The organism is Arthrobacter sp. Soil_N43, from assembly GCF_057655195.1.
The window spans coordinates 59,485-85,851 of the sequence record NZ_JBDGML010000076.1 but is presented as its reverse complement, the minus strand read 5'-3'; the positions used below and the strand labels follow the sequence as shown (position 1 = coordinate 85,851).

Below are 26,367 nucleotides of genomic sequence, written 5' to 3'. Positions count from 1 at the left end.
GCGTCAAGCCTAACTGTCCAAGGCGTCCAAAGCCTGCTGCAAATCGGACCAAAGGTCTTCGACGTTTTCGATCCCCACGCTGAGCCGTACCAGGTTGTCGGGGACGCTGACTGGCTCAGCCGTGTGCCGGCGTCGTCGTTCAATGAGCGACTCCACACCGCCGAGCGATGTGGCGGGCAGCCACAGCTGCAGGGCACGGACCAGCTTGTCGGCGGCGTCGGCGCCGCTGAGGCCGCCGACCGGCGCGACCTGGATGCACAGAATGGAACCGAAACCGGACATCTGGGACTTGGCGCGGTCATGGCCCGGATCGGTGGCCAGGCCCGGGTACCGGATACCTTCGACCCGGTGATGCGTGGCCAGCCGTTCGGCCAGGACTGCCGCCGACCCCTGCGAGCGTTCGATCCGCAGGGCGAGGGTCCGCAGCCCCCGCAGTGCCAGCCACGCTTCGAACGGGCCCGCGATTGCGCCGTGGATGGTGCGGTGGTGGAGCAGCGTATCCCGCAGTTCCTGGTTGGACGTCACCAGGGCCCCCAGCACGACGTCGGAATGCCCCGCCAAATATTTGGTCACCGAGTGAAGGACGACGTCGGAGCCCAGGCTCAGCGGCTGCTGCACCAGAGGTGTGGAAAAGGTGTTGTCCGTGACAACGACCGCTCCGGCATCGTGCGCCGCCTGGGTCAGCGCCCGGATGTCAGCGATGCCAAGCATGGGATTCGTCGGGCTCTCCAGCCACAGCATGGCCGCCGGGTGGCCGCCCGCGGGGGCAAGCTGGGCGATGACGGCGTCGGTGTCGGCAATGTCCACCAGTCGGAGCTCGAAGAAGCCCTTTTCCGCCAGTTCGGAGGCCATCACCAGCGAGCCGGAGTAGCTGTGCGTGGGCATCACCAGCGCTCCCCCGGCGGGGATGAGCGAGAGGGCTGAGCTGACGGCCGCCAGGCCGGAGGCGTAGAGGAGGCCAGGCAGCGCGGCACCCTCAAGCTGGCCCAGCGCTTCCTCGAACGGGTCCCAGGTGGGGTTGGAGTAGCGGCCGTAGCCGCGGTCGCCGTCGTCCAGGGCTCCCGTACCGAAATACGTGGAGGACAGCACGATGGGCGCGTTGACCGGCTCGTCCCGTTCGCGCGGGGGGCGGCCGGCGGCCACAACCACCGTCTCAGCCGAGAGGGATGCGGCATGGTGTTGGGAAAGGCTCATGAACAAAGCGTACTTTGGGCTCCTGCCGCGCGGAAAAGCGGTGGCTGGCGGGGGTCCCTGTCGGTGACTTGTCAGTGAGACCTTGTCAGTGGGAGTGGGTAGGCTGGATGAGTGAATAATCAGAGTCCCGGACTTTTCATCGCTTTCGAAGGCGGTGACGGCGCCGGCAAGTCCACGCAGGCCGCCCTGCTGGCCGGGGCCCTTGAATCCCGAGGCCTGACCGTGCTGCGGACCCGGGAACCGGGCGGAACGCCGATCGGCGAAAAACTGCGGTCGCTGGTGCTGGACCACGGTAACGGGCACATCGATGCCCATACCGAAGCGCTGATTTTCGCGGCGTCCCGCGCTGCCCACGCCAGCCAGGTGATCCGGCCTGCGCTGGAGCGCGGCGAAGTGGTGCTGACGGACCGGTACATCGACTCTTCCGTCGCCTACCAGGGGGCGGGGCGGGATCTGGGCACGGACGCCGTCCGCAGCGTCAATGAGTGGGCCACTTCCGGGCTGCAGCCTGATCTCACCGTGCTGCTGGACGTGGACCCGGCAGACGGCCGCAGCCGCCGCACGGCCGGTGACGCCGCAGAGGACCGGTTGGAATCGGAAGCCGACGAATTCCATGCAAGGATCCGGCAGGCGTTTCTGGACCTTGCCGCGGCGCGTCCGGACAGCTACCTGGTACTTGAGGCGCAGCTGTCCGTGGACGAGCTTGCCGCCCGCATCCTGGACCGCGTGGACCGGCTGCTGGCAGCCACCGGCAGGAGCCGGAAATGACAGTATGGGATGACCTCCAGGGCCAGTCAGCCGTCGTCGCACAGCTGCAGCAGGCCGCAACCGGTGATTCACCCACGCACGCCTGGCTGTTCACCGGGCCGCCGGGCTCGGGCAGGTCAAACGCCGCCAAGGCCTTTGCCGCGGCCCTCAACTGCGATCAGGACGACGTCTCCCGGCGCGGCTGCGGCGAGTGCCACGCCTGCAGGACCATCCTCGGCGAAACCCACGCCGACGTCGTCTTCGTCCGCACCGAAAAGGTGACCATCACCATCGAGGAGGCCCGGGAGCTCGTATCCACGGCAGGCAACAGGCCCTCATCAGGCCGGTGGCGGATCATCGTGGTGGAGGACGCGGACCGCATGGCCGAGCGGACCACGAACGTTCTGCTGAAGGCCATCGAAGAACCCACACCGCGGACCATCTGGATGCTGTGTGCTCCCTCCCCGGCGGACGTCCTGGTCACCATCCGGTCGCGGTGCCGGGCGGTAGCCCTCCGGCTCCCCCCGGCGGCCGACGTCGCCGCGCTGCTGGTAAGCCGCGATGGCGTCGATCCGGCCGTGGCCGAAAGCGCCGCACGCACAGCGCAAAGTCATGTCGGGATCGCCCGCCGACTGGCCCGCGACGCCGAGGCCAGGCAGCGCCGGCTGGAGACTGTCCGCTTTCCGCTGGGCCTCCGGGGCATTACGGCCGCCGTGATGATGGCTGATAAGCTGGTCAAGATCGCCACCGAGGAGGCCAACAGCTCCAATGAGGAGCGGGACGCCGCCGAGAAGGCCGCACTGTTGGCCACGCTGGGCGCCCCCGAGACCGGAACCCTGCCGCCGGCCATGCGCAGCCAGGTGAAACAGCTTGAGGATGATCAGAAACGGCGCGCTAAGCGGTCCATCACGGACTCCCTCGACCGGACGCTGACCGACCTCCTCTCCTTTTACCGGGACGTGCTAATCATCCAGATGGGGAATTCCGTGGAGCTCGTCAACGTTGAGTTGAGGAGTGAACTGGAGGATTTCGCTGGCCGCTCGGGACCGGAGGTCACCCTCGCCAGGATGGATGCCATCAACAAGGCGAGGAAACGCATCACCACTACCAACGTCGCACCGCTTTTGACCATCGAGGCAATGGCCGCCGGCCTGGTCTAGGCCGAAGCCCAGTCCTGCCTTGCCTGACGCCGCCAAACGCTCTGCCCCAAGGAGAACCGCATGATGTCCATCCCTCCCCTGACCGCGCGACCGCGCTCATTCGCGGCTGCAGTGCGGGCTGCCGGAGCCATGGCGGCAGTCCTGTTGCTGACATCGTGCAGCTTCCTCGGGCTTTCCAAGGACGGCAGCCAGGGGAACTCCACGGGGCAGGCCGATCCTTCCATCGCTGCTGAGGCTCCGGAGGGGCTGGAGGAGTTCTACTCCCAGAAGGTGGTTTGGGAGCCGTGCGAGGACAAGATGCAGTGTGCCAAGGTCAAAGTGCCGCTGGATTATGCCAAACCGGACGGCGAGACCATTGAAATCGCAGCCCTGAAAATCGCAAGCACGGGCAAGAAACAGGGCAGCCTGATGGTCAACCCTGGCGGACCAGGGGCCTCCGGATATGACTTCGTGCGGGACGCCGGAGTCAGCAACTTCTCTGACAAGGTGCGGGCCAACTTCGACCTCATAGGCTTCGACCCCCGCGGGGTCAAACGGTCGGCGCCTGTGACGTGCCTGACCGACAAGGAGAGGGACGAGGCCAGGGAAAAGATCTATGCTCCCGAGACGGACGCCGGTCTCGCGACCATGCTCGCCGACAACAAGGCCATTGCGCAGAAGTGTGCCCAGAAGACAGGGCCGGTGCTGGGCCATATCGACACCGTCAGCGCAGCGAAGGACCTCGATGTCCTCCGCGCTGTGGTGAATGACGCCAAGCTCAACTATGCGGGCTTCTCCTACGGAACCTTCCTCGGCTCCACGTACGCCTCGCTGTTCCCGGACAAAGTTGGGCGGATGCTGCTCGATGGAGCGATTGATCCTTCCTTGGGCGCTGAGGAGCTCACCCTGGGCCAGGCCAAGGCCTTCGAAAAGTCACTCCGCGCCTACGTCGAGCACTGCCTGCAGCAGGAAGACTGCCCGCTGAGCGGGACCATTGACGACGGCGTACAGCAGATCAGCGACGTCATCCAGTCGGTTATCGCAACACCGCGTGCTGCAAAGGACGGACGGATCGTAGGCGGCAATGCCTTCGTCAGCGGCCTCATCGTTCCCCTGTATGCCAATGAAAACTGGCCGGCCCTGACGCAGGCCCTCGATGCCGCCATGAAGGGCGATGTCAGCCTCATGCTGCGCCTGGCGGACCTGGGAGCCAACCGCAACTCGAACGGAAAATACACGTCGAACACCACGTTCGCCTTCTCCGCCATCAACTGTCTTGACTACCCCATGACCAGCGATCCTGCAGCCATGCGGGCGGAGGAGCAGCAGCTCCGTGCGGCGTCACCGACACTTGGGTACTTCTTTGCCTACGGTGGCACCAACTGTGCCAACTGGCCATACAAGAACGTTCGGGCCACCCCGGAGGCCGCAGAGTACACGGGCTCAGCCCCGATCGTGGTGGTCGGTACCACCGGAGATCCCGCGACCCCCGTGGAATGGGCCAGCGCCCTGCGCAAGCAGCTGGGCAACGCTTCCCTGCTGACATGGAAGGGCCAAGGGCACACGGCCTATGGTCGGGCCAACAATTGCATCAGGGACGCCGTGGACTCGTACCTGGTGGATGGCAAGGAACCTGCGGACAACACCGTCTGCTGATCTGGCTGCCGATCGTCTGATTAGCGCCCCGTTCCGACCCGCACACCACCTCATTTTGACCCGGACGCAGGGACTCTATTACAGTTGACTCTTGCATGAACCGGCCGGGTTTTCCCGGTTGTTTGATGCGGTGCTTCCTTAGCTCAGTCGGTAGAGCGTTTCACTCGTAATGAAAAGGTCATCAGTTCGATTCTGATAGGAAGCTCGGGATAAACCCCGGACAGCCCCTAAATCTAGGGGTTTCCGGGGTTTTTCGCTGGTTGCGCCATGCGTACCGCTCAACGGCAGGGCACACTTATGGCACACTTTGACCCGCGGTGCGAAAGAGTACATGAAACGAGTTTAGGCAGCGGTGCCTAGATAGGGGCCCCGTTGTTTGCAAATGCCGGCTCCGCGTCTGGCTTGGTGGGTTAGAGATGCGCGCTTGTGAAGCAGACCCGTCGTTGCCTGGGAATTGACTACGCGCGCACGTCCCGCCCTGAACAGGACGACCGCCCAGGTTCGAAGCACGGACTCGATACGATGCAGCCGAACAGCCGTTTGGTCAACTCATGATGCCGCGGGAAATAGCTATAGTGAAAACCGGAACCGGGGGGTGAACGCTTTGCAGGAGTCAATCGCACAGATCAAGCGCCGTGCCATTGAGGTCGCGACCCAGACCCTGGCGACCCATTGGGTCGACGGCAGCGGTGAATGCCCCCTGCCCGTAGACGCTACGGTTGTAGCAGAACGGGCCGGTGCCAATGTGTTCCTTGCTGATCTCAGCTCTTACCAGCTCGACGGCTCGATTTACATGCCACCCCGAGGGCAGGGAAAGCCCGAGATCCTGATCAATCAGGCAAACCCCGTGACCCGCCGGCGCTTCACCTGCGCTCACGAGCTCGGCCACATGATGGACCCGCGGCGGGACGTTGACAGGGATACCGGCTACACGGACAACCGCGACACGCTGTCATCCACGGGCACGGATCCACGCGAGATCTTTGCTAACAACTTCGCAGCTGCGTTGCTGATGCCCTCCGATGAGGTCGAATGGCTTGCCGCCGAACTGGACCTTTACGGGCTGGCGCGTCGGTTCAGAGTTTCAACAGAAGCCATGGCACATCGACTGAAAAACTTGAGGTTATCCGTCATTGACTAGTGCCACCGATACAAGCCAGGACGAAGCAGGCACCGCGAACATGCCGGCAGGAGCGAATGTGCAGGTCGCCAGAGAGCTGGCACGCTCAGCACCTCGCCAGGCAGCAGCCACAGACGACCGGTTAGAGAACGAATCCAGCCGAGCTGAGCTGAATGTTCACATTCCAGGTGCAGCGGCTATCGCTTCAGTTCGAAGGATCACGCCCTTCCTCTTTTTTCTCCAGGTCTACGCAGACGTGATGTATCCGAATGTCAGCAACCCAGCAGCACGGGTCTCAAGGTTCAAGGCAAAGAATCCGAAAGTATTCTGGTTTCATTGGTTTCTCGACATGATCATTCAGGTCATGCTCGTTGCGGTCCTCCTCGGCGGCAGCGCCCTGATTGTCTTTAACGGGCTGAAAACAACGTTCGGGGGCCCGTAGATAAACGGGGTCGTGCACGGAGTGCACTCCCTCAGGAGCCTGGCGGTGAGGCGCGAGGCACTCAAGCGGCTCAGGTCGGTGCGGACGTAGGTCGCACTCGATACCGCCAGCTATATGGATGACCTGGAAGCGGATAACTGTCGGGACTGGAATGGGTGCTATGTACCCGAGCGGCCTGATACGTGGATGGCCTCACTGACCGGCACCGCGACGTCGGCCGTCGGCTATCATCTGCCATCGCCGGGTCCGAAAACCCGGAGCTGGAGTCTGCACAAGAGCAGCCGCCATCCAACGAAGTACCCACACCTCCACAGCCCCAGTTGGCCCGAATAGGCAAGCTGATGGTGTTCGTGCAGGACACCATCGGCTACCCGTCTCGGTCGAGCACGTCGGGTCGGAGCCGACCTTGACGGCGTGGCTGCAGCGCCGATGGGAGGAAGCGCGGGTCGCAACGCTCGCTCTGCTTACCGAGAAGGACTGGCGATGCCGCCAAGGTGGCAGGCACCTCCACGAACGAAGGCTGACGAAGCCCGGTGGCAGGTATGACTCGGCACGCAGGTCGACGACTCTTGGCTTCTGCGCCTGGCAGCGGAGGAATCTGAGGCGTTCTAGCCAACGCTGTCAGCGATGGTCGAAAAAGAGAGCCATTTCGTGGGCGTCACAATGGCTCAGTTTTCGACCGTCACCGGCAAACGCCTGAACGAAGTGGCCATGGAAGCCAAACACGCTGGTCTCGGCCGGGTGCGTCCCATCACCATTCACTTTCTAGCGCTCATTGCATCTTGTGCCCATGACGTTTCCCGGGATGAGTGAACCTTCCGGTTCCCGCCAGTCAGCCGGGCCCTTTGATGTCACACATGGTCGTTAGCATGCTCCCATGACAAGCCAAGCACTCAATCGAGAGCCCCCGGCCCTTTGGCTTCGAAGAACCACCGGTTCCGTGTATCTTCTGGATCTGGCTGCGAACGCCCTGACTCGCTTCGCTGCTGCCGACGAACCTGCTGTGGACCACCTTGTGGTGGGAACAAGTTGCTTGCGACGTGACGGGCAGGCTCTCCCAGTCCACCGGATCCTCCGCTTGGAATTAGGGCAGCCAGCATTGTTCTTTTTTAGGAGGTGCGGACCAACGACCCGGATGTGCCAACTCTGCGGGCAATTAGCCGGGTAGTCAACTTAGCTAACCTGGCTGAACTGAAAGGACAAAGCGACCTGTGACGACTGCTGAAGAATACTACGGGTACTACGCACGGCACGGACTGCCCGGATGGTTTGGGCGCCTAGGACGCCTGAGGCAGGCTATCATCCGGTGCGATGGCCCAGAGGTGCTGGACATCCTGCGTAGCCGGTGCAAACTCGATCCCAAGGATCCTCTGGGTTGCTGGATTTGGACTGGCGCGAAGCGTTCGGGCTACGGCTTCATCGGTCGTGGACCAACCAACCGTCTCGCGCATCGTGTGGCCTGGGAAGCCGCCCGGTCCTTCACAGAGGAGTTGGGGGCGCTGAGCGTCCACCACACGTGCGGAATCCGACTCTGCATCAATCCACGCCACCTCGCTGCAGTCACCCACCTCGAAAACGTCGCGGAAATGCTCGGTAGGAGAAGCTATCTGCGCAGGATCCATGAGCTGGAGGAGGCTCTTCGCCAGTTTGCTCCAAATCATCCTCTCCTCACGCGGCGGCCCAAGCCGCTTCCTCCGGAGGAGTGAACTGTTGAGCATGAGCGAAAAAATACCCATAGTTTGCGTTGGAGACTGGCACGGTGATCAAAATTGGGGAATCCGGGCCATAAAAAGCGCCGCAAGGAGTGGGGCTAAGACCATAGTCCACGTCGGCGATTTCGGCCTGGACTTTCCTGGGCCAAAGCGAGGGCGCTACGAATCAAAGCTGAACTGGTACTTGGTTGAATACGGGATGACTCTGGTCCTGTCCCCGGGGAACCACGATAACGCTGAGACGGTCTCAAGGCTTGAAATTGAGGATGATGGACTCGCCTATTTTCGCAGCAACATCAAGATCCTCCCCAAGGGTGGCCGGACAACAATCGACGAACTCCATATCGGGGGTTTGGGGGGCGCTTTCAGTATCGACCAGGCCTGGCGCCGAGAAGGCAAGGATTGGTGGCCAGACGAGGAGCCCACCGAGGAAGAGGCCAAACGACTGTTAGGCGGCGGCTCCATAGACATCCTCATCACTCACGATGTGCCAGCAGGCGTACCAGTAAGGAGCAGCCTGAACCTCACTCCTGAAATGCGCAAGCGTGCCGAACGTACCAGGACGCTGTTGCGTGAAGTCGTCGACGAGGTCATTCCCTCTCATGTCTTCTGCGGGCATTGGCACCAAAGATTGATCCACTACCTGAATCATGCAGACGGAAGCGAAACGCGCGTCGACGTGCTCAACATGGAGAACTCCCGGGAGGGTAACGCTGTGCGCTTGTGGCCCGGGGACTTGCCACTGCTTGTGGAGCCACTCATTATCGGTGGCACTTAGCTTCAGCGAAGGCGCAGCTTGGCGCAGCTAGAGCCCCACGTCACGCAGCAGTACTGAACCGTCCCGGGAATCATGCCGCCTGTTTGTTGGCGGCGTCGTCGGGTAACGGGCCGGTTTGTAGATCATAATATGTCTGCTCATATTCCTCTGGCGTCTGGTGATCCAGGGCGGAATGCAGGCGTAACGGATCTTCGGGACGTGCACGCCTCTTGCCAACCAGTCCGCGCCGAGCGCTAAGCTAATCCAAAGGGGGGGAAATGACGACGAAGCCTAAGGACCGTAGCGGGGCGTTGGCCGACCCCAGCATCCGCGTCCTCGCTTGGATCGTCGGCATAGTGGTGCTCGGCAATGGCGCTATGTTCATCTCCAGTCAACTAGGCGTGTCTTGGGGGTCTAACGGAGATCGACCGACTAGCGCCTCTCGTCCGTCCGTCCAAGCCTCTCGTCCGTCCGTTCAAGCCTCTCGTCCGCCCGTTCAAGCCTCTCGTCCGCCCGTCCAACATTATGCTGAAGGCTACGTGCCCACCGACCAGGAGATCGAAGAGGCGCAACAAGAGTCGTGGGAGAAAGTCTTCGGTAAGCGGTGGTCATGTTTCTACGACCCGACCATGAACGAGAATTGGCACGACGACGTGCGCTGCACTAGCGGAGCAAAATCATATCGCCCCATCCTTCTCGCCGACTGGGGGTTTGTGACCGAAGAAGACATGCGCGCGGCCGGTCAAGACTATGAGAACCACCTAAACTCCGGCGTCAAGCCCTAAGAGGTTCCGCCGGTAGGTGGGGTCGTGCTGGATTTAACGGCGCAGGCACAAGCTTTGATAAACACGTGTTTGTCTAGAACCAGTGTTGCCTCGGGAAGCTTGTGCCTGTCGTCCCATCACCCGTCATGAATCCCCTCTGGGCCCAATTCGAGGCCCTGATTCCGCCCGTGATCGACACCCATCCTTTGGGGTGCCACCGGCCCCGGGTGTCGGACCGGGTCGTGTTCGACAAGCTTGTCCAGGTCCTCGTGCTCGGGGTCATGCACGAGAAGATCGCCGATACGTCCTCCCAAACGAACGCTGTGTAAGGACGGGGGCTAAATCCGCACCGCGGTCAGTTGCCCCTGAAGATCAGCTGTTCTACCTGCTCGGGTTCAATGCTGAGGTCTTGTGCCCATTCGGTCATACAAGCCGTGTACTTGCGATAGCTGCCGGCGCTGTGCCAGGTAAGCCACAGAGTGAACCGTCCCGGGAATCATTCCGCCTGTTTGTTGGCGGCGTCGTCGGGTAACGGGCCGGTTTGTAGATCATAATATGTCTGCTCATATTCCTCTGGCGTCTGGTGATCCAGGGCGGAATGCAGGCGTTCATTGTTGTACCAGTGGACCCACTCGAAGACGATTTCCATCACGTCGGTTTCGGTCTTCAACGCCCCGCTGCGGAACGGTGAGTCCTTCGCGACGGCCTCGTTCTTGAACAACCCCATCACCGTCTCGGCGGCTGCATTGTCATAAGCATCACCCACGCTGCCAATGGACGGTTCCAGGCCCTCCAGGGCCAGGGTGTCCGTGTAACGGATCGAGGTGTACTGGCTTCCCGCATCTGAGTGGTGGATCAGTCCCGCCGGTGCCGGGCGGCCGGTGTGTTCGCGCCGCCACAGGGCCATCCGCAGGCAGTGCTCGACGAACGCGGTGTCCTTGACGGTTGAGGTTTCCCAGCCGACGATCGCCCGGGAGTAGAGGTCGATGACCAGGGCGACGTAGACGAATCCGGAGTAGACCGGGACGTAGGTGAAATCAGTGACCCAGATCTGGTTCGGGGACGGGGCGGTGAAGTCCCGATTTAGCAGGTCGCCGGCTCGGCGGCCGTCTTTGCCGGGGATTGTGGTGCGGGTCTTGCGTCCTCTGATGAGGCCGTTCATTCCCTCTTCGCGCATGAGCCGGTCCACGGCGTGTTTGGAGGCTTCCGGGAAGCCGTTACGGCGCAGCCACTGTGTCATTTTCCGCCGTCCGTAGATGATCTCGGGCCGGGGTCGTCCCTTCGCGTCGGGGACTTTCAAGGCCCGGAGCGCATCGGTGATGCGGGCGTCTTCGATGGTGCGCAGGGCTGGCAGGCGTTTCTTCCACGCCCGGTAGGTTCGTGCGGCGACCTGAACGCCCTGCTCCCGCAGGACGGCACAGATCGACTCGACCGCATAACCAACAGCGCGCATTTCGTCGATAAATCGACAAATCAGCGGCGGCGAGGGTCGAGTTCCCTCGCGAAGAAAATCGAAGCCTGTTTGAGGACCTCGTTGGACTCTTTCAAGTCCCGCACCTCAGCCCGGAGCCGCTTGATCTCCTCCAGCTCATCACTGCTGGGCCCGGTCTTCTCACCGGCATCGATCTGGGCCTGGACAACCCACCGGCGCAACGATTCAGCGCCGACCCCGAGCTTCGGCGCCAGTGCCTTGCAAGCAGCATAGACAGACGGGTATTCGGACAACCGATCCATGGTCATGCGCGCTGCACGGTCACGGACTTCGGGCGGGAACTGCTTGGGCACAATCACTATCTTTCTCAACAGAAGATAGCGGCATCAAACCCGGGACGGTTCAGTACACGACCTGACCTGCGACGCCGCAGCATGGCATCCTTGTGTCGTGTCAAACAACCCCACGAAGAGGCAGCACGTGGTCTCGCAAGCGCTCTTGAACCGGTTCACGTCCCCGGACGGGTTCATCACCGCTTTCGACCTTAGGTATGGAGTATCAAACCTCCGGACTTCAAAGGCCATTGGCTTCGAGATGAACTTCGTAAAACACGAGCCGGATGCCATCGAAACGGTGTGGCGGGAGGTTGAAGAGCTGATCAGGCCAGCACTCTCAGAAGTCGACCAGCAATCAGGACGGCTGTCGCAATCGACCGAGAGAGTAGTCAAAGACCTCGTGGCGCTCCATTTCGCACGCAGTCTAGCCACCTCTGCCGGTCACTCAAAGGCTCTCGTGAATGCTGAGCTGAAGGTTCGAAGCAACAAAGCGAACCTGGCACGACTGGCGAGAGCCAAGTACAGCGGCCTGCATCTCGACTTCGCATCGAGCATTCACGCTGAGATCGCCGACGAGATTATCAATGCTGTCCGCGACGAGGAAGCAACGGGCAAAGTCTTTCGTGATGATGTCCTGAGGTACTTCGAGGTCACCCGTACCAGCCTGTCCGCGTTCCGCCTTATGGTGCGCCCCCTGATGGGAGAGGCCGAACTGTTGCTGGGAGACTGCCCGGCCGTCTCTGTAGCGCGCGGTATGGAGCCTTCGAGTAGGTCACCGTTGTTCGAAGCTGCCTTCATCGCGATGCCGCTCAGTCCGTACAGCGTGGCTTTTGTCTACCCGGACGGGATTGATGAGCCGATAGTACCCGTTGGTCCGGATGAAGCCCTCTGGCTGAACCGTAGTCAGGTTGCCCAAGCCCAAAAACAGGTCTATTACCGACCAGGCAGCGGCCTTAATCGAATGGTTCAGGAATATCGGCCAGGAAGGTGGAGACAGTAAGTCCTCGACGGGTTCACCAGTACAGGCCTGACGTAGGCCGCAGTCGAGTGCAGGGCGGGGCATCACGACGACGGGCACACAGACCTGTCTCTCCATGCCCACGACGTAATCGTGGCCGCCATAGACTCGTCGGTCGCGTCGCCGCCGGTGAACTTTGCCGCGAGTTCCTGGACGGAATCGACGCCTATAATCGTGGATTCGACTCGAACCGACTTCCGGACTTTGCGCGGGACGCCGCTAGTCGAGACTTGGAGCTTAGCGCGGGCAGCATCTACTGGGAGCTTCAAAGGAATAGGGTGTTCGATCTCAAGGACCATCTCCCTACCGGCCGTACCCGTACCGCCGTTACTAGCCGATTCTGAAGACCGTTGCCCGCGCCGCCGATAGGTGGCGCTGTGTTGGCACGGCGGTAGCCGTGGACCCAGTGTGAAAAAATCCGAAGGACCGTCGAGCAAACGGTGGTGGCAGCTGTCGGTTGGGCATATTAAGAGGACTCGGGGCTTCGCCCCTCGCCCCGTCGTGTTTTCCGATTCGCTCATCGCCTCGTTGTCCGTTTCGTTTCCCCGCGTCCTGATCTTCTTTTTGTTTCCTGGCCTGCGGCCGGCTGCTCGCGCGCTGCGCGCGCTCCGCGGCATGCTTTTCGCCGCGTGAGCGTCTTGGCTGTCGTTGTGTTTCTCGTGCCGCGCTGCGCTCCGCGTCCGCGCTGCGCGCGGCCCGTTTCGTTTTTCCTGCTCGCCTCCCGGCTCGTTCCTCGAATCGTTTCCTGGCCGCTGCGCGGCCTTCGGCGTGGTGTCTCCGCTGCGCGGAGGCTGCGTCGTCCCCGTTGTCGCCGTCGGGTGCTTCACCGTCATGTAGATCATCATGATGATCTCGGGGCTGAGCCCCGGGCCGGTGGGTTGTCGCCGCTGGTTCTTGTTTCACCGTTGGTGTCGCCTGCGGCGGGCCGTCCCCGGTTCGTCTTCCGACTCGTGGTTCATGCCGATGCTCGTTGTGTTCTCCCTGGGGGCTGCGCCCCCTGCTTCTGGTTCTCCGTCAGGTCTTCGATGTGTTTCTCGGGGGCTTCGCCCCGGCCGGTGGTCCCTCCTTCGGTCTCTTGTGCTGGGGGCGGTGTCGCCTGCGGCGGGCCGTAAGCGGTGCATCGCCCTGTGTGGTTTGCGATGAGTTTCTCTGCGGTCCGGAGCTTCGCGCAGCAACGGTCCGGGGCAGACGGGGGTTTATTCACGTCTGGCTGCGCCGCCGTTCCGTGGACGGAATGACAGCGACATGCTCCACGGACTGGACATCGCGCGCTCCGCGCAGGTGGCATCGGCGCGAAGAACCGGAGAGGCGTTGCGATTCGTCCAGGCAGACAGGTATTGCCTAGCAATTCGTCTCGCAGCGCGCTGCACCGATCCGGAAAACGCGACGCCCCACCTCCCGCGCCGCAGGCATCCAACAAGGCCCCCAGCCCACATCATCAGCTACCCCACCACCGGGGCGAAGCCCCAACACCACACACCTTCTCCCACCAACGCACAAACTGCGCCGCACACTCACCGCCGGCCGCAGGCCAAACCCCGCCACAACAACTGGCGTCCAACAACCAACCCCAAGTGGCACCCACTGCCGGCCGCAGGCCATTAAAAGGACCGCTGCAGGCGACACCAGCGGTGACATGCGCCGAGCATGGGACCACCCAAAAGTTTTTGGGAGAAAGTTCTGGAAAGGGCCGTCGCATCTGCGGGGCAGCCGCACACAGAAGAAGTACCAGCGGAAGAGCTACGGGACCCGTCTTGGAGACACCGGATCGCTTGCGCATGGCGGTCTGACATGTTCGCAGCCGTACATATGTTCTATAGGCAAGAAGGGTCACGGCGGTCGAATCCGGGCTTGGGGCGATTTAGGGCGATGGCCAGCTGAGACCGGGCTGTGAAAAGCCCCAAATCCGCCTAGCCGGGTCTGTAGGCCTGTCCCCTGAGAAACTACGCATGTTCCAGGGCATGGAGCAGCACATTTTTCGCCTGGCACGAGCCGGCGGCATCGACACAAACCCCACAACCTCCGAGGTGGAACGGCGCCGACGATCCGCGTTTCATCATCCAACTCCCCACCTCGAAGCTGACTTCTTCACCTACGCAGCAGCGCAGGGCTACACCTCAAAACCCGCAGGAGCACTCCCTTGGAAACCGCTACGCCCGAACGTCGCATCGTTGCAGACGGCATCCACGCTGAGATGATGCCGTCAGCAAACCTCAACGACGACCTCGCCATGCACAAGCGCCGGGACCCGTACTGGGACCGGCTCTGGGCACCCGGTTCGCAGGCGAACTGGATCACCGGTCCAATGGCCAGGCACCACAGAGACCTGGGCCTCAGCCCTGTCAACGCGAAGCTGCTCCTGGGTGCAGATAACGCACTGCGCATCGTCACGTCCAACCGCGGCCGCACGGACCGGCTCGCGGCATGGGGCGTCCTAGATTCCTGGCGGACTGCGTCCGCGGAACAGCTGGCCGCCTTCACCGGTTGTCGGTATTTCCTGGACCCCAACTACTCCTCCATGGCCGCGTCGTTCTCCCTGGACCTGATCGACATCGGCATCTACGCCAACCGGCTCCGCCCCAACCCCGCGATGGACAGCAGCGTCGTCTTCCGTACCGCGAACTCCGAGGCGTTCAGCAAAGTCATCGAGCCGACCCTCACCAGTCCGGAATGGCTGAGCGTCACCGCCGGCACGTCCTGGTCCACCGGAGGTCACTACGACCGACACAACATCCTCTCCACTGAGCTGGGCCTGCGCGCCGCCGAGTACCTCGACATCGGAACAGTCCTGGGCGAGAAACTCTCATCCATCGATCTGCTCGCCGGCTCCGGCCTCGGCAAGAAGCTCGCCCGCCCGGACGGCCGCCGCGCCGACGGCACCATCATCCGGCACGACGGGATGCGCATCGCCTTCGAGCTGACTGCTACCGCGTCCACCTCCTTCGAAAACAAGGTCCGCCGCTGGGCTCAGGTGATTTCCGAACGCCCTCTTGAGACATCCGGTTTGACCGTGGTGTTCATCGCCGCCCCGCACCCGGACCGCTCCAGCCACACCGGGACCGACCCCCGCCACGAGATCTACCGGATCCTCTCCAAGGTCCTTCGCGAATTCCCAGGCCGAGGCCAGGACTCACCGGCGGCGCGGATCGGCATCGCCCATTGGGAGGAATGGTTCCCGGACCGGCACCTGATGAGCGAAGCGTTCTTCAACCTCGAAGCCGACTTCGCCATCAACGACGCCACCGGCCCTGACCGGTGGGCGCGCCGCGGGATGCTCATGGATTACGCCTTCTCCCCGTGGCACACGTTCGACGCGACCGCTGTTCTGGAAAACTCAAAGCTGCTCGCCGCCACCCCGCACTGGCTGCGCAAGGGAGACCACACCGCACTCATCGGATCCCCCATGGACCGGGCACAGGCCGACGTCCCGCACCCGGCGCCGGCCAAGCCGCACCTGACCAAAGGCCGGCCACTAGGAGCAGCCATCGGCAACGGCGGCGACGCCAAACTTCCGCGCCGTCTCCGCATCGAATGGTGAGACGGTCTCTGTCCGCTTAGAGATGAGGACGCCCAAGGCGCCTCAAGATTGACACAGGATCCTCCCCAATTCCCGTTCAACGCCGGAGCCTCCAGCTACTCTGGGGACACCGAGGAACTGGGGGCCAGGTGTTTTGCAGGAGCATGCTCATCGAAGAGGCTGCTGCCATGCTGCACGGCAAACGCGAATTCGTCTGCGTGGATCTTGAAACAACCGGGATCAGCACCCGTCACAGCCGAGTCATCGAAGTCGGTGCCGTCCGCTTCAACAGCAAAGGACAGCTGACCCGCGAATTCTCCAGCCTGGCCTTCCCCGGTCACGGCTACCTCCATGGGGCGGAGTTCATTCACGGCATCAGCCAGCGCGAGGTGGAATCAGCAGCACCCATCGATGCCGTTCTCCGGCAGCTCATGGATTTCGTTGGCGACCGGGTCGTCGTCGCACACAATCTCCCGTTCGAAAACAGGTTCCTTGGGTTTGAACTTGAACGGGCGCTGATGGAGCCCGGCGACAACGTGGGCTTCTGCACCTACTCCGCTGCCCGCAGGTTCGTCAGCACCGGAACGAACCACAAGCTGGCCACACTGGCTGAACACTTCGGCATCAGGCAGGACTCCTCCCACCGCGCCTTACCGGATGCCAGGGTCGGTGCTCACCTCGCGTTCAAGCTCCTGAAACTGGTCGCTTCGGGTGCTCCCGCGCTCCGGACCCCATCGTCGAAGAAGACCACGACCACGACCACGACTACGACCACCTCAGCGCCGACACGGCTCGCCGCGGTCCGGCAGGGTTACAAACCCCGGTGGAAGCCCAGCCAGGAACAGGACGCCATCCTGGAGGCGTTCTTCGGCCAGGGTGACATCAAGATTCTTGCCGGCGCGGGAACCGGGAAGACCACCACCCTGCAGTTGCTCGCCAACTCCACGAAATCGAAAATCATCTACCTCACGTTCAACAAGGCGACCGCGGTTGAGGCCCGGGGAAAATTCGCCAGCAACGTGTCCGCCACGACCATCCACGCGTTCGCCCACGCCGACCTCATCGGGGAGGGCAAGTCTGCCTGGCTCAGCCGGCTGCGTCTGGGAGTTGAGCCCATCCGCGTGACTGCCGGCCGCCTCGGCGCGACGGAGCCCGGATTCATCGAAGCGTTCGGCAGCCCCGAAATTGCCCGCGCAGTGACGCCGCACGACATTACCAAGATGGCCGTCGACACTGTCATCAAGTTCTGCCATAGCCCGAACCGGAAACTCCTGGCCCGCCACGTCAGCACCGGTCAGGCAGCAGCCAGTCTTCGTCCAGCTCTGGTGCCGCTGGTCCTGCTGATGGCCGAAGAGCACTGGGCCAACATCCTGGACGAGGGCGTCAGCGACATGCCCATCCTGCACGACCACTATCTGAAGAGGTGGCTGCTGGGCGATCCGGTGCTGGGAGCCAGAGGTGAGATCCTCTTCGTTGATGAAGCCCAGGACCTGAGCCCCGCCGTCGCAGCAGTCATTCAGGCCCAGCGGCACCTGAAGAAGGTCTTCGTTGGGGACCCCAACCAGTCCATCTACGGTTTCGCCGGCGGCAAGGACGCGCTGGCCACCATCCCGGCCGCGCACACTCTGCCGTTGACAACGTCCTGGCGGTTCGGCGAGGGCGCAGCGGTCATCGCCAACGGCTGGCTCCGTGCACTGAACGCACGCCACATGGTCCACGCCGCCCCGCTGCAGGCCACGGCCGTCGGCCATTGTGAACACCCCGATGCGGTACTCACACGGACCAACTCTGTCGCCGTTGAGCAACTTATGAGCTTTCAACGACTCGGCCGCAGGTTGACTTTGAGGGCGGACCACCAATCCATCCTGGCTTTGCTGCGGGCAGCTGCAGACCTGAAGGAAGGACGCAGGGCCAGCCATTCGATGCTCAGAGCGTTCAGCTCATGGGACGAGGTCAAAGAGCACGTCCGTCACGATTCCAGCGCACATGAGCTGGTCACGTGGGCCAGGCTCATCGAGGAGTACGGCATCCCCGAGCTGGACAATGCCATCACCGTCGCGTCCCTTTGGTCAAAGGACGGGGCTGTCGTATCGACCGCCCATAAGGCTAAGGGCCTCGAATGGGACACGGTGCGGATCGCTGGCGACTTCGCAGTCTTCCTTGCCCGGGCCGCGTTGTCCGGTGACCAGGAACATTTGGCGGACGAGAAGCGCCTGGCCTACGTCGCCGTCACCCGCGCACGTCGGCGCATCGACCCAGGACCACTGGCTCATTTCGCTCACTTCATGAAGCAGTGGACCCCGCCATCTTCAACAACGCCACGAAGCTGCGCATGAACGCTGACATGACGATGAAGAACTCCAACAAGCCGATGACCCAGCTGATCATGACGGCCGAAAACGAGCTCAGCACCCCGTCGGCCAAGGAGCGGCTCATCCCGCTGTACGTCGGCAAGGGCAAGCTCAACGAGATCTCCTCCCGCACCGGCACGCCGGCCCGGTTCACCTCCCAGCTGATCAAGTACATCCGCTTCGTGGCCACGACCCACCCCGGCGGCTGGGCAGCGTAGGTGTCAGCGATGGAGGGAGCCCGCTCACAGCTCAAGGACCAGGTCAGTGACCTGATGAAGGAAATGGGTGCCGCGTCGGGGTCGCTGGAGCGGACCTCGGCCTTGGCCGCCGACGTCATGCTGACCTTCTTCATCCTGGAGAACCTGGCCCGCGAGCTGGACATGGGCGACGACTTCGCCGACCAGTTCGGCGTCGAAGGCGAGATGTCCATGTCCGTGATCCAGCTGGTCACCAACGCCTACGCCGAGAACCAGCAGGCCGCCCCCGGCATCTCCCTGGTCAAGGCGCTGGCGGCGCTCCTGGCATCCGGTGCCGCCCACGTGATCTCCGGCGATGACCCGTCCCGGCCGCCGATCGAAGGCACCGAGCAGTCCGAAGCGATGGTCAACAACCGGCTCGGCTGGGTCGTCGTCGGCGGCGGAGACGGGAGCCTGCGCCCGTCCGGCACGAACATCGGCACGGTCGTGACTGTCAAGGACCACAACCGGGAACCCCAGAAAGTGGTGCTGTTCTCCTCGGAGACCGCGTTCAGCGCCGCACAGAAGGCGTACCGGGCCCTGATCCAGTTCGGCCAGGGACCGACGGCTGCCTGGTCCAGCGTGTGGGATGAGAACCTGAACCCGCCCTTCATCACCCGGATCAAGAACGGGCGCGGGACACCCTTGGCACCGTGGCGGAAGGGCAAGATCACCGGCATCCCAATCGCCGTCTCCCGCCTGATAGACGGCGGCCTGTCCATTGAGGACCTGCCCGAAGCCAGCAACGAGGACTAGGTCCACCAGAAAGGCCCCACTGTGGCGGGGCCTTTCCTATGCCTTTGCAGCCAGGGCGCCCGGCGTCCCCGGCTTGGGGCCGCGCCTGGCCTTGGGCCTGCGCTTCGGGTGGAGGCTGTTCAGGTACTCCTTGACCTGCTCGAAAAGGTCCACCAGGTCACCCTCCAGCCACTCAGCCGCGTACTTCTCCCAACTGAAGAGTTCGTTGCTCAGTGGCTCGCCGCTCTTCGCCGCCCAAAGCAGGCGTTCTCGTTTTTCCTGGTCGATGTCCTGCAGGCTGGTCTGCCGTTGGGCCTGCATCAGCCTGTAGCCGGCGTCCTGGATGGCCACCAGGTCCCGGGCCGCGTTGCGGGCCCCCAGGCGTGCCCAGGAATCATCGGGAAACTGCTCGAGCAGGTCCTGCTCCAGGCAGTACCCGGCGGTCCGGATTCCGTTTAGATCGAACTGCTTCGAGCGCGTGGGATCCGCCTCGTACAGGATCTGTTCCGGGGTCCCGGGCGCCAGAGCGAAAGCCACTCCCGGCACTCCATCGAGGTCGTGGCCCCAGTCCAACTGCATGCCATCACAGTACGGGGCGCGCTGCTGGCAGGCGGTCCGAAACGCCTCGAAGCACTCATCGACATCCGGTGTGGGTGGCGGCGATGCGGGCTTCTGAGACCACTTGGTGAGGCCTTCGGCCGTTGCGTGGGAGGCCTCGCTTACCGCCTGGTCAATGGCCTCCTGGATGGTCGCTGCAGCGACCTCGTGGAGGCCCATCAGCGCACTCACATGCTCGCCCCAATAGTTCCTGAGGATGCCTTCCTGGCTATCCATGGACAGCAGATCGGAGAGCGTCCGGGAGGGCCCACGGTGCTCGCGGCTGCGGGTGTAGATGTCGAAGTCCCCGACGGTGACTTCGTGCCAGGAGAATTCAGGGACGCCGATGTCGCCGTACGGGGACACCTTGAACGCGTAGTAGTGCGTGTCGGAGTAGCAATACTTGGCCGTAACCGTGCCGTCGTAGTCCACCTTCAGGTCCGTCAGGCTGGTGTCCTGAATGGCTTGAAGCCGTAGCTCCATCTGCCCCTGCGGCGAGATCCCGTCGTCCATGCTCCTGCTTCCTCTGCGGTGTACGCGAGCAAGAGTATCCCCGGCCAAGGGGTACAGCCCCATCCGGATGTGATGTTGCAGCGCAACATTGATGGCTGAACGCCACGGAAGCCATTGATGGGAATCCGCGATTCGTAAAACCAGGGCCCTGCGGCGGTTCGCCCCGACCGCGGACAACCTCAGGTCTGGTTGAGGAAGCCACTTACGCACCGACTCAGTTCGTCCCGAAGGAAACCATACCGCCCTTCCATAGCCGGCGGCGCGTGATTACCGCCCGATTCCTCCGGTAATGCATATCCTGACGTGAGATTGTCCGCGACACCGCCCAGGAGGAAAGCATGTCGGCTGCAGCCGCGTCAGGCCGAACTGCGATCCAACCCTGCCGGACCGGTCGCCCGCCAGAGATCACAGTCGCTGACGTTCCGCGGATGCTTGACTGTTACGAACCCTCCAACGAGTTGCCCGCCGGCGCTGTGGGAGTCCAGTCCGACATAGTCTGCCGCTGGCGGTGTCCTGCCGGCCCCGACCACGTGTACGAGGCCAAGGCCTATGCCGCGTTCAACTCCTCGTATACCGCCTGCCCCTTCTGCACCGGACGTGAGCTGTCAGTCACCAACCGCTTGGACGTGCTCTACCCCGAGATCGCCGCCGAATGGGCGTCCGACCTTAATGGCGGACCCCCGGCCGTAGTCTCCACATCCTCGAAGACAGTATGGTGGCGCTGCGCCGAGTGCAGCCACGAATGGACGTCAAGAGTCGGCCGCCGCGCGCAAAAGGGGTCCGGGTGTCCCAGGTGCTCCAGGCTGAAGAACTCGGAGCGGCTGCCAGGAACCTCCTGGGGCAGGGAACCACAGACCACGGTCGCCGACGTACCCCACATGGCAGAGCGCTACGATCCGGACAACGAGCTGCGTGCCGAAGAGGTCGCCGCCCGCTCGAAAAAGGTCCGACGCTGGCGTTGCCCGGCTGGCCCCGACCACTTGTACGAGGCCCGGGCCGCGACCGTTTTCGGCTCAAGCATCGGGGGATGCCCGTTCTGTGCAGGACGTGAGCTCTCGGTGACCAACAGCTTGGAGACGCTCTACCCACTAATCGCGGCGGAGTGGGACCCCGAGCTCAACGGACGCACGCCGGATGTGGTCGCCACGTCCGGCCAGCGTGCCTGGTGGCGGTGTGCCGTCTGCGGCCACTCATGGGAGACGACCGTCAACCGACGCACCGTCTCTGGGACGGGATGCCAGCAGTGTCACAGGAAAGCGCGGATTGCCGAGTCATCCCGTCCGCGGCCAGGGCGGTCGCTGGCCGAAGTCGCCCCGGCAGTGGCTGCAACCTGGCATCCTTCCAAAAATGGCCAGCTACTCCCGGAGGACGTCGCTGCCATGTCCAACATCCCGCGCTGGTGGCAGTGTGAAGACGGCCATGAGTGGGAGAGCGCTCCCTACACGCGAGCACGGGGAAACGGCTCCGGATGTCCGCACTGCAGCTCGCTGGCCGCGCGCTTTCCGGAAATCGCCTGCGAGTGGCACCCCACGCTGAACGGCGAACTGACTCCCGAGCGCGTCATGCCGCGGTCTGCAGTGAAGATATGGTGGCGGTGCCCGGCCGGGCACGACTACGACAGCATGCCCTCAAACCGGACAGGCAATGGTACCGGCTGCCCGTTCTGCTCAGGTCACAGGGTTGGGTACGGCAACGATCTGGCCTCAATCTCCCCTGATTTGGCTGCCGAATGGGATTACGAGAAAAACCATCCAACCAAGCCTTCAGAGGTCACCACTGGTCGTGCTGCCAAGTTCTGGTGGCTTTGCGAGCAGGGGCACTCGTGGCAAACCACCGTCCACTCCCGGCGCGGGTTGGGTACCGGGTGTCCGCAGTGCTGGTCTGGATGGCGCCGTTCACTTCCCGAGGTCGCACTGCAGTACGAACTTGGCCACGTGCTGCCATTACCGGTTATGGGGGACACCGAGGTGCGGACGTCCAGCCACGCCTGGCACGTTGACGTGATTTGCGCAGGGCTGCGGATCATCGTCGAATATGACGGTAGCTTCTGGCACGACGAGAGCCTGGAGCGAGACGTCAGGAAGACGCAGGACTTGATTTCGGACGGGTGGCTTGTCGTGCGCGTCCGACAGGCACCACTGCCGATGGTCGGTCCCTGGGACGTGGCCGGTGAGGCGAAAGACCCGGACACTTTCCGGATGACCGCTTCGGTACTGGAGCGCATACTTGCTGCCGCAGAAAATGCTCCTGGCAATCACCCCGCTCACGAGCGCCTGGCAATTCTCAGTGAGAGAATCGGGGTCTACCGCGCCGAAGGCGTCGCTCGGGCCTTTGATGAAGCCGAAATCGCCCTCGCCCAGGGCCGCGTCAACCGTCCCCGCCCAAGCTCTTCCGGGCTGCCGCGTCCACCCGGACCAGGAGAATCGCTGGCCGAGAAGAGCCCCAAGACTGCTGCTGAATGGCACCCAGAGCTCAACGGCGGCCTCACTCCCTTTGACGTATCCAACGGCCGCAATGCCAAAGCCTGGTGGCGCTGCTCGATGTGCGGGAAGGAGTGGGAAGCCAACATCAACGGGCGCACTCGGACGGACTCCGTGGGATGTTCAGACTGTGTACGCATACGACTCGCGCTTCCCGAGCAAGGCCACTCTCTTGCCGACCTTCACCCTGAGATTGCAGCCGAATGGCACCCCACAAAGAACGCCCCACAGACTGCAGGGGAGGTTAAACCTGGCTCCAAGCAGCGCGTGTGGTGGCAATGCTCGCTCTGCAGCAATGAGTGGGAAACCGTGATTTCCAACCGCATGAAACACAAAAACGTCGGTTGCCCCACCTGCGGATGGTCCCGTCGTGGTGCGGAGCAGGCCAAACCTAAGGCAGGCCACTCATTAGCCGATGTATTCCCTGAGGTAGCCGCTCAGTGGCACCCGACGAAGAACGGATTACGAGCAGCCGAGTCGGTGAAACCCCAATCGAACCAGACGGTCTGGTGGCGCTGCGAGCACGGCCACGTATGGCAAACAGCCGTCTACTGCCGCACGGGCAGAAACCCTACGGGCTGCCCGGATTGTTGGAGCATTCGAGGCTCTCGGCCAGGAGCGACACCTGCCATGGCAACGGACCGGCCAGCCCAGAAAGTTGGTACGACTGCCCCACAGGGCCAGCTGGCCCTGTGGTGAGCTGATTAGATGGCTTTAGCTCTCTGCCTGCTGGTGGAAAGGAAGACCCCGGCCGCCTACTGTAGCGGCCGGGGTTTTCCTTTGGAGCAAGGCAGACGGGGGCTAGCTTTCGTTTACGAGGAGCTCGACGAGCCGATCGCGGAGAGCGTGTTCAGGAACGTCGTCTCGGTGAACGGGTCGACCCAGAACGTTGCCGATCGGCCTCACCGCGGCGGCGTACGGCGGCCATGTTCGGTCGCTGGCCAGCACCAGCGGACCTCGAGGACCCAGTCGGCAATCTTGTCGATACTTCACGGCACGTCCGGTGAAGATGGTCGTCTAGGACGTCTGCTTGTGTGGATCCGTCAGGCGGATCGACGCCGGAATTGTCGTGTGGGGAAAGTTATCTTTAGGACGCGTCGCCTTCATGGCAGCCTTCGTGGGCGGGGGTGGTGGGAGTCCCCCATGTGGCTGGACGAGCTCCTTCCCGGTCGGTGACGGTGGTAGCAGCGTTACCTGTTACCCGCGTTACCTAGCCTCTGAGTCTCTAAACGCACATCCCGTTCCGGCCAAGCCCGATTTTCTTCCGGGCGACAGGTTCCTTACTGCAGGGCTGATCTTTGAACAGCTCGCTGGTGGCGGCGCTTATGTACGGGTACTTCCGTGCTGGAGGCCGTCACTGACAGCGAGGAAGCCGCTGCTCATCCACTGACCGGCTGTGATCTCGCGCTGGCGGCTCTCGGCTCGAACGGGGACGCTCTCCGGCGATCCTCCCTGTCCGCGCCCTGTCCAAGCTCGGACACGGGATGACCGCAGGGGGTCGGTTCACCGACCCCCTGCGGTGTTGGCGGAGCCCCTCTCGGCAACAAGATTGCCCAGCTGGCAAGATGGGCCGCATCGTTCGATGCTGTGTTTGGATGACGAGCCAGATTTCGAAGGTGCTTACGATCCGGTGGTTTGGGAAACGAGATACGGTCCCTTCGTTGTTGAACTCTTCTATGTCGGACGGTATTACGGGAGGCCAGATACTTGGATCAAGAGTTTGTTTGAAGGGTTATAACTTAAGTCGGCATATTGCGGCTAAGGTTATTTGACACATAACCCCGGTTAGGTCTAAAGGAAGGCCCCGACGATGGAACAGGACATGATCCTGTCTCAGGCAATGCTGTTGTTGCGAGAAGCCGGTATTCGGATCTCCGGCGGCAACTTGGACGCGCTCTCTTTGACCCTCCCGGACCACGGAACACGGGAGGTGAAGGTTCAGATTACAGACACGCCCCCGACACCCAGCAAGCTGGAGGTAATCCTCGAACGCAAAGTTCGGACGCTCATCATCACGTCCCGCCCCACCCCAGCGCTTTCCGATGCAGCGGCCTTGGACAAGATCGACCTCGTAACCGTGGCCCCTGCTTCCGTCATGATCGGAGGCGTTCAGGCTCTGGAACCCCGCGAGAAACCTGTAGCCGCCGCCGAGAAGACCCACGGACGCACGCCGTGGGGCCGGTGGGCGTTGCTTCGCGCCTTCGCTCTCGCCGACGGCCCGTGGACTCAGCAGGAACTGGCGACCGTCGTCGGCATCAGCCAGCCCGCAGTGAACAAGCACCTCAAGGTGCTCACGTCGTTTGTCGAGCGCGATCAGTCGGGCTGGAAGGCGAACAGCGTTCGAGACATCGTGTCCTGGGTAGCGGACCATTACCCGGGTCCCCGCGGCGTTTCGTCGTACTGGTATAGCCTGAAGTCCCCGGCCGAGCAGGCGGAGGCGGCAGCCAAGTTCGCCGAAGAGATCGGTGCTTCACCGTTAGTCTCCGGTGACGCGGCCGCGGACATCTACGCTCCTTGGCGGCTGCCTGACACCGTGCACCTTTATCTACGTGAGGCCGTAGACTTCACGGACGCCGGATTCAGCCCGGCCAGCAGAGAGGAGGCCACCCTGATCACGACCGTGCCGGAGGACCCGACACTTTGGGCGACCGCTTTGCTTGTGCACTCCCATGGCAGCTTCCCGTTGGCCGACCCTCTCGTGACCCTCCGTGATGTTTTGTCCGGTGACGCCGTCGACAGCGAAGAGGCTGCCGAGCATCTTCGCGAAGCCATCGTCACCGGTGCAGCCCGATGACGGCCATCAACGTCATCTCCACGTCCAACGCCGCTGACTTGGGTTACCGCGCACTGGCCGACGTTGCGGACGCGTCCCAGGGGATCCCCCTCACGGACTACCGCATTGTCGGTGGCCATATGGTCCAGCTGCTCATCCACGCCTACCCCACCCCTGCAGCAACAGAACGAAGTACTGCCGACGCGGACGCCGGCATCAGGGAAGCGGTGGCTGCGGGGCAGGACCTCCACAACGAGCTCCTGGAGCGCGGGTACGAGGCCATCAAGGGCAACCACTACATTCGCACGAACGAGGACGGGGCTCTCATCGAGGTAGACCTGCTAATCCCGCACGACGGTGTCGGCAGGCCGATGACAGGGCCGACAGAGGTCAACGGCCGCGGCTTCGATGCGATTCCAGGCCTCGGTTTCGCCCTGAATGCAACCCCTCTTTTGGTCAACGTCAAGGTCCTGCTCCGCGCAGACAAGGAGGATCTGGCCTTCACGGTTCCAGTGCCGGACGTTGAAGCGGCCTTGATTCTAAAAGCCCTTGCATGGAAGTCGCGCACGGCTGACAAGGACCTCGCCGACATTTCTTCGCTGCTGGAGATCGTCCAATTGCATAAGAATTCGCTAGCGAGCTGGGGCTACGGGGAAGAACGATTGGCTGCCAAGGGGCAGCGACTGGACGCTGCCAGGGTGTTGCATCAGCTTGTTGATCTGGCCGGCCGCAACCGCATCAAACCGATGCAGGGTCTATCATCCCCGGCCAGACTGGCCGCGCTGATCCGGGAACACATTCCGGCACCGCGCTAGCAGCTCTGGTGAGGCGACACCCCGGGACCGCACA

21 protein-coding genes, 1 tRNA gene and 2 pseudogenes are annotated in these 26,367 nt (G+C 62.8%); 20 read left to right on the top strand and 4 right to left on the bottom strand.

What is annotated here, in order from left to right:
* Positions 1–9: 9 nt before the first annotated feature.
* Complete coding sequence (locus AC3A3W_RS08595) at positions 10–1,194, bottom strand: trans-sulfuration enzyme family protein (RefSeq protein ID WP_487441924.1); 1,185 nt, start codon at positions 1,192–1,194, stop codon at positions 10–12.
* A gap of 111 nt (positions 1,195–1,305) precedes the next feature.
* Here AC3A3W_RS08595 and tmk point away from each other — a divergent pair, with 111 nt between their 5' ends.
* The 11 genes and pseudogenes from tmk to AC3A3W_RS08540 all read left to right on the top strand — a co-directional run.
* Positions 1,306–1,962 (top strand): dTMP kinase, encoded by a 657-nt coding sequence (tmk, locus tag AC3A3W_RS08590; protein ID WP_205652270.1) that lies wholly within the window; start codon positions 1,306–1,308, stop codon positions 1,960–1,962.
* Entirely contained in the window at positions 1,959–3,101 is a 1,143-nt protein-coding gene (locus AC3A3W_RS08585) for a DNA polymerase III subunit delta' (protein ID WP_487441922.1), read from the top strand. Before tmk ends, AC3A3W_RS08585 begins: the two co-directional genes overlap by 4 nt.
* Before the next feature lie 63 nt (positions 3,102–3,164).
* Positions 3,165–4,736 (top strand): alpha/beta hydrolase, encoded by a 1,572-nt coding sequence (locus AC3A3W_RS08580; RefSeq protein ID WP_487441960.1) that lies wholly within the window; start codon positions 3,165–3,167, stop codon positions 4,734–4,736.
* A 132-nt stretch (positions 4,737–4,868) separates the two neighbouring features.
* Positions 4,869–4,941, top strand: a tRNA-Thr gene (locus AC3A3W_RS08575).
* A 390-nt stretch (positions 4,942–5,331) separates the two neighbouring features.
* A complete protein-coding gene (locus tag AC3A3W_RS08570) occupies positions 5,332–5,877 on the top strand; it encodes an ImmA/IrrE family metallo-endopeptidase (RefSeq protein ID WP_487441921.1) in 546 nt (181 codons plus the stop codon).
* Entirely contained in the window at positions 5,870–6,298 is a 429-nt protein-coding gene (locus AC3A3W_RS08565) for a hypothetical protein (protein ID WP_487441919.1), read from the top strand. The genes AC3A3W_RS08570 and AC3A3W_RS08565 overlap by 8 nt, the downstream gene beginning before the upstream one ends.
* A 627-nt stretch (positions 6,299–6,925) precedes the next feature.
* Complete coding sequence (locus tag AC3A3W_RS08560; RefSeq protein ID WP_487441917.1) at positions 6,926–7,111, top strand: hypothetical protein; 186 nt, start codon at positions 6,926–6,928, stop codon at positions 7,109–7,111.
* A 398-nt stretch (positions 7,112–7,509) separates the two neighbouring features.
* Entirely contained in the window at positions 7,510–8,004 is a 495-nt protein-coding gene (locus AC3A3W_RS08555) for an HNH endonuclease (RefSeq protein WP_487441915.1), read from the top strand.
* A gap of 10 nt (positions 8,005–8,014) precedes the next feature.
* Entirely contained in the window at positions 8,015–8,788 is a 774-nt protein-coding gene (locus tag AC3A3W_RS08550; RefSeq protein ID WP_487441958.1) for a metallophosphoesterase family protein, read from the top strand.
* Positions 8,789–9,306: 518 nt separating this feature from the next.
* The gene (locus AC3A3W_RS08545; RefSeq protein WP_377951945.1) at positions 9,307–9,552 is read left to right on the top strand and encodes a hypothetical protein; all 246 of its coding nucleotides are present in this window, start codon (positions 9,307–9,309) and stop codon (positions 9,550–9,552) included.
* Positions 9,553–9,653: 101 nt separating this feature from the next.
* Positions 9,654–9,839 (top strand): annotated as a pseudogene (locus tag AC3A3W_RS08540) (IS5/IS1182 family transposase); the annotation flags it as partial.
* Positions 9,840–9,886: 47 nt separating this feature from the next.
* Here AC3A3W_RS08540 and AC3A3W_RS08535 read toward each other — a convergent pair.
* The gene (locus AC3A3W_RS08535; protein WP_421093929.1) at positions 9,887–10,009 is read right to left on the bottom strand and encodes an 8-oxoguanine DNA glycosylase OGG fold protein; all 123 of its coding nucleotides are present in this window, start codon (positions 10,007–10,009) and stop codon (positions 9,887–9,889) included.
* Positions 10,010–10,027: 18 nt separating this feature from the next.
* Positions 10,028–11,316 (bottom strand): IS3 family transposase gene (locus AC3A3W_RS08530; RefSeq protein WP_487441912.1). Its coding sequence is split into 2 segments (ribosomal slippage): positions 10,028–11,043 and positions 11,043–11,316, totalling 1,290 coding nucleotides; the frame shifts between segments, so codons are not numbered across the junction.
* A gap of 97 nt (positions 11,317–11,413) precedes the next feature.
* On the opposite strand from AC3A3W_RS08530, the gene AC3A3W_RS08525 reads away from it, so the two are divergent.
* The 5 genes from AC3A3W_RS08525 to AC3A3W_RS08505 all read left to right on the top strand — a co-directional run bounded on the left by AC3A3W_RS08525 (position 11,414) and on the right by AC3A3W_RS08505 (position 19,176).
* Positions 11,414–12,298, top strand: coding sequence for a DUF4238 domain-containing protein (locus AC3A3W_RS08525; protein WP_487441911.1), 885 nt, complete (start codon positions 11,414–11,416; stop codon positions 12,296–12,298).
* Positions 12,299–14,456: 2,158 nt separating this feature from the next.
* A complete protein-coding gene (locus AC3A3W_RS08520; protein ID WP_487441909.1) occupies positions 14,457–15,854 on the top strand; it encodes a hypothetical protein in 1,398 nt (465 codons plus the stop codon).
* A 143-nt stretch (positions 15,855–15,997) separates the two neighbouring features.
* Positions 15,998–18,169 (top strand): exonuclease domain-containing protein, encoded by a 2,172-nt coding sequence (locus AC3A3W_RS08515; RefSeq protein WP_487441908.1) that lies wholly within the window; start codon positions 15,998–16,000, stop codon positions 18,167–18,169.
* Positions 18,127–18,402, top strand: a complete 276-nt coding sequence (locus AC3A3W_RS08510; RefSeq protein WP_487441907.1) for a hypothetical protein — start codon at positions 18,127–18,129, stop codon at positions 18,400–18,402. The genes AC3A3W_RS08515 and AC3A3W_RS08510 overlap by 43 nt, the downstream gene beginning before the upstream one ends.
* A gap of 9 nt (positions 18,403–18,411) precedes the next feature.
* Complete coding sequence (locus AC3A3W_RS08505) at positions 18,412–19,176, top strand: hypothetical protein (RefSeq protein WP_487441905.1); 765 nt, start codon at positions 18,412–18,414, stop codon at positions 19,174–19,176.
* A gap of 36 nt (positions 19,177–19,212) precedes the next feature.
* Here the strand turns inward: AC3A3W_RS08505 and AC3A3W_RS08500 are convergent, their stop codons facing one another.
* Positions 19,213–20,265, bottom strand: coding sequence for a hypothetical protein (locus tag AC3A3W_RS08500; protein ID WP_487441904.1), 1,053 nt, complete (start codon positions 20,263–20,265; stop codon positions 19,213–19,215).
* Positions 20,266–20,603: 338 nt separating this feature from the next.
* On the opposite strand from AC3A3W_RS08500, the pseudogene AC3A3W_RS08495 reads away from it, so the two are divergent.
* The 4 genes and pseudogenes from AC3A3W_RS08495 to AC3A3W_RS08480 all read left to right on the top strand — a co-directional run.
* Positions 20,604–21,056 (top strand): annotated as a pseudogene (locus AC3A3W_RS08495) (zinc-ribbon domain-containing protein); the annotation flags it as partial.
* 87 nt (positions 21,057–21,143) lie between these two features.
* Entirely contained in the window at positions 21,144–23,444 is a 2,301-nt protein-coding gene (locus tag AC3A3W_RS08490) for a zinc-ribbon domain-containing protein (RefSeq protein WP_487441956.1), read from the top strand.
* A gap of 1,231 nt (positions 23,445–24,675) precedes the next feature.
* On the top strand, positions 24,676–25,539 hold the full coding sequence (locus AC3A3W_RS08485) for an ArsR/SmtB family transcription factor (RefSeq protein ID WP_487441903.1): 864 nt from the start codon (positions 24,676–24,678) through the stop codon (positions 25,537–25,539).
* The gene (locus AC3A3W_RS08480) at positions 25,536–26,333 is read left to right on the top strand and encodes a hypothetical protein (protein WP_487441901.1); all 798 of its coding nucleotides are present in this window, start codon (positions 25,536–25,538) and stop codon (positions 26,331–26,333) included. Before AC3A3W_RS08485 ends, AC3A3W_RS08480 begins: the two co-directional genes overlap by 4 nt.
* The last annotated feature ends 34 nt before the right edge of the window (positions 26,334–26,367 follow it).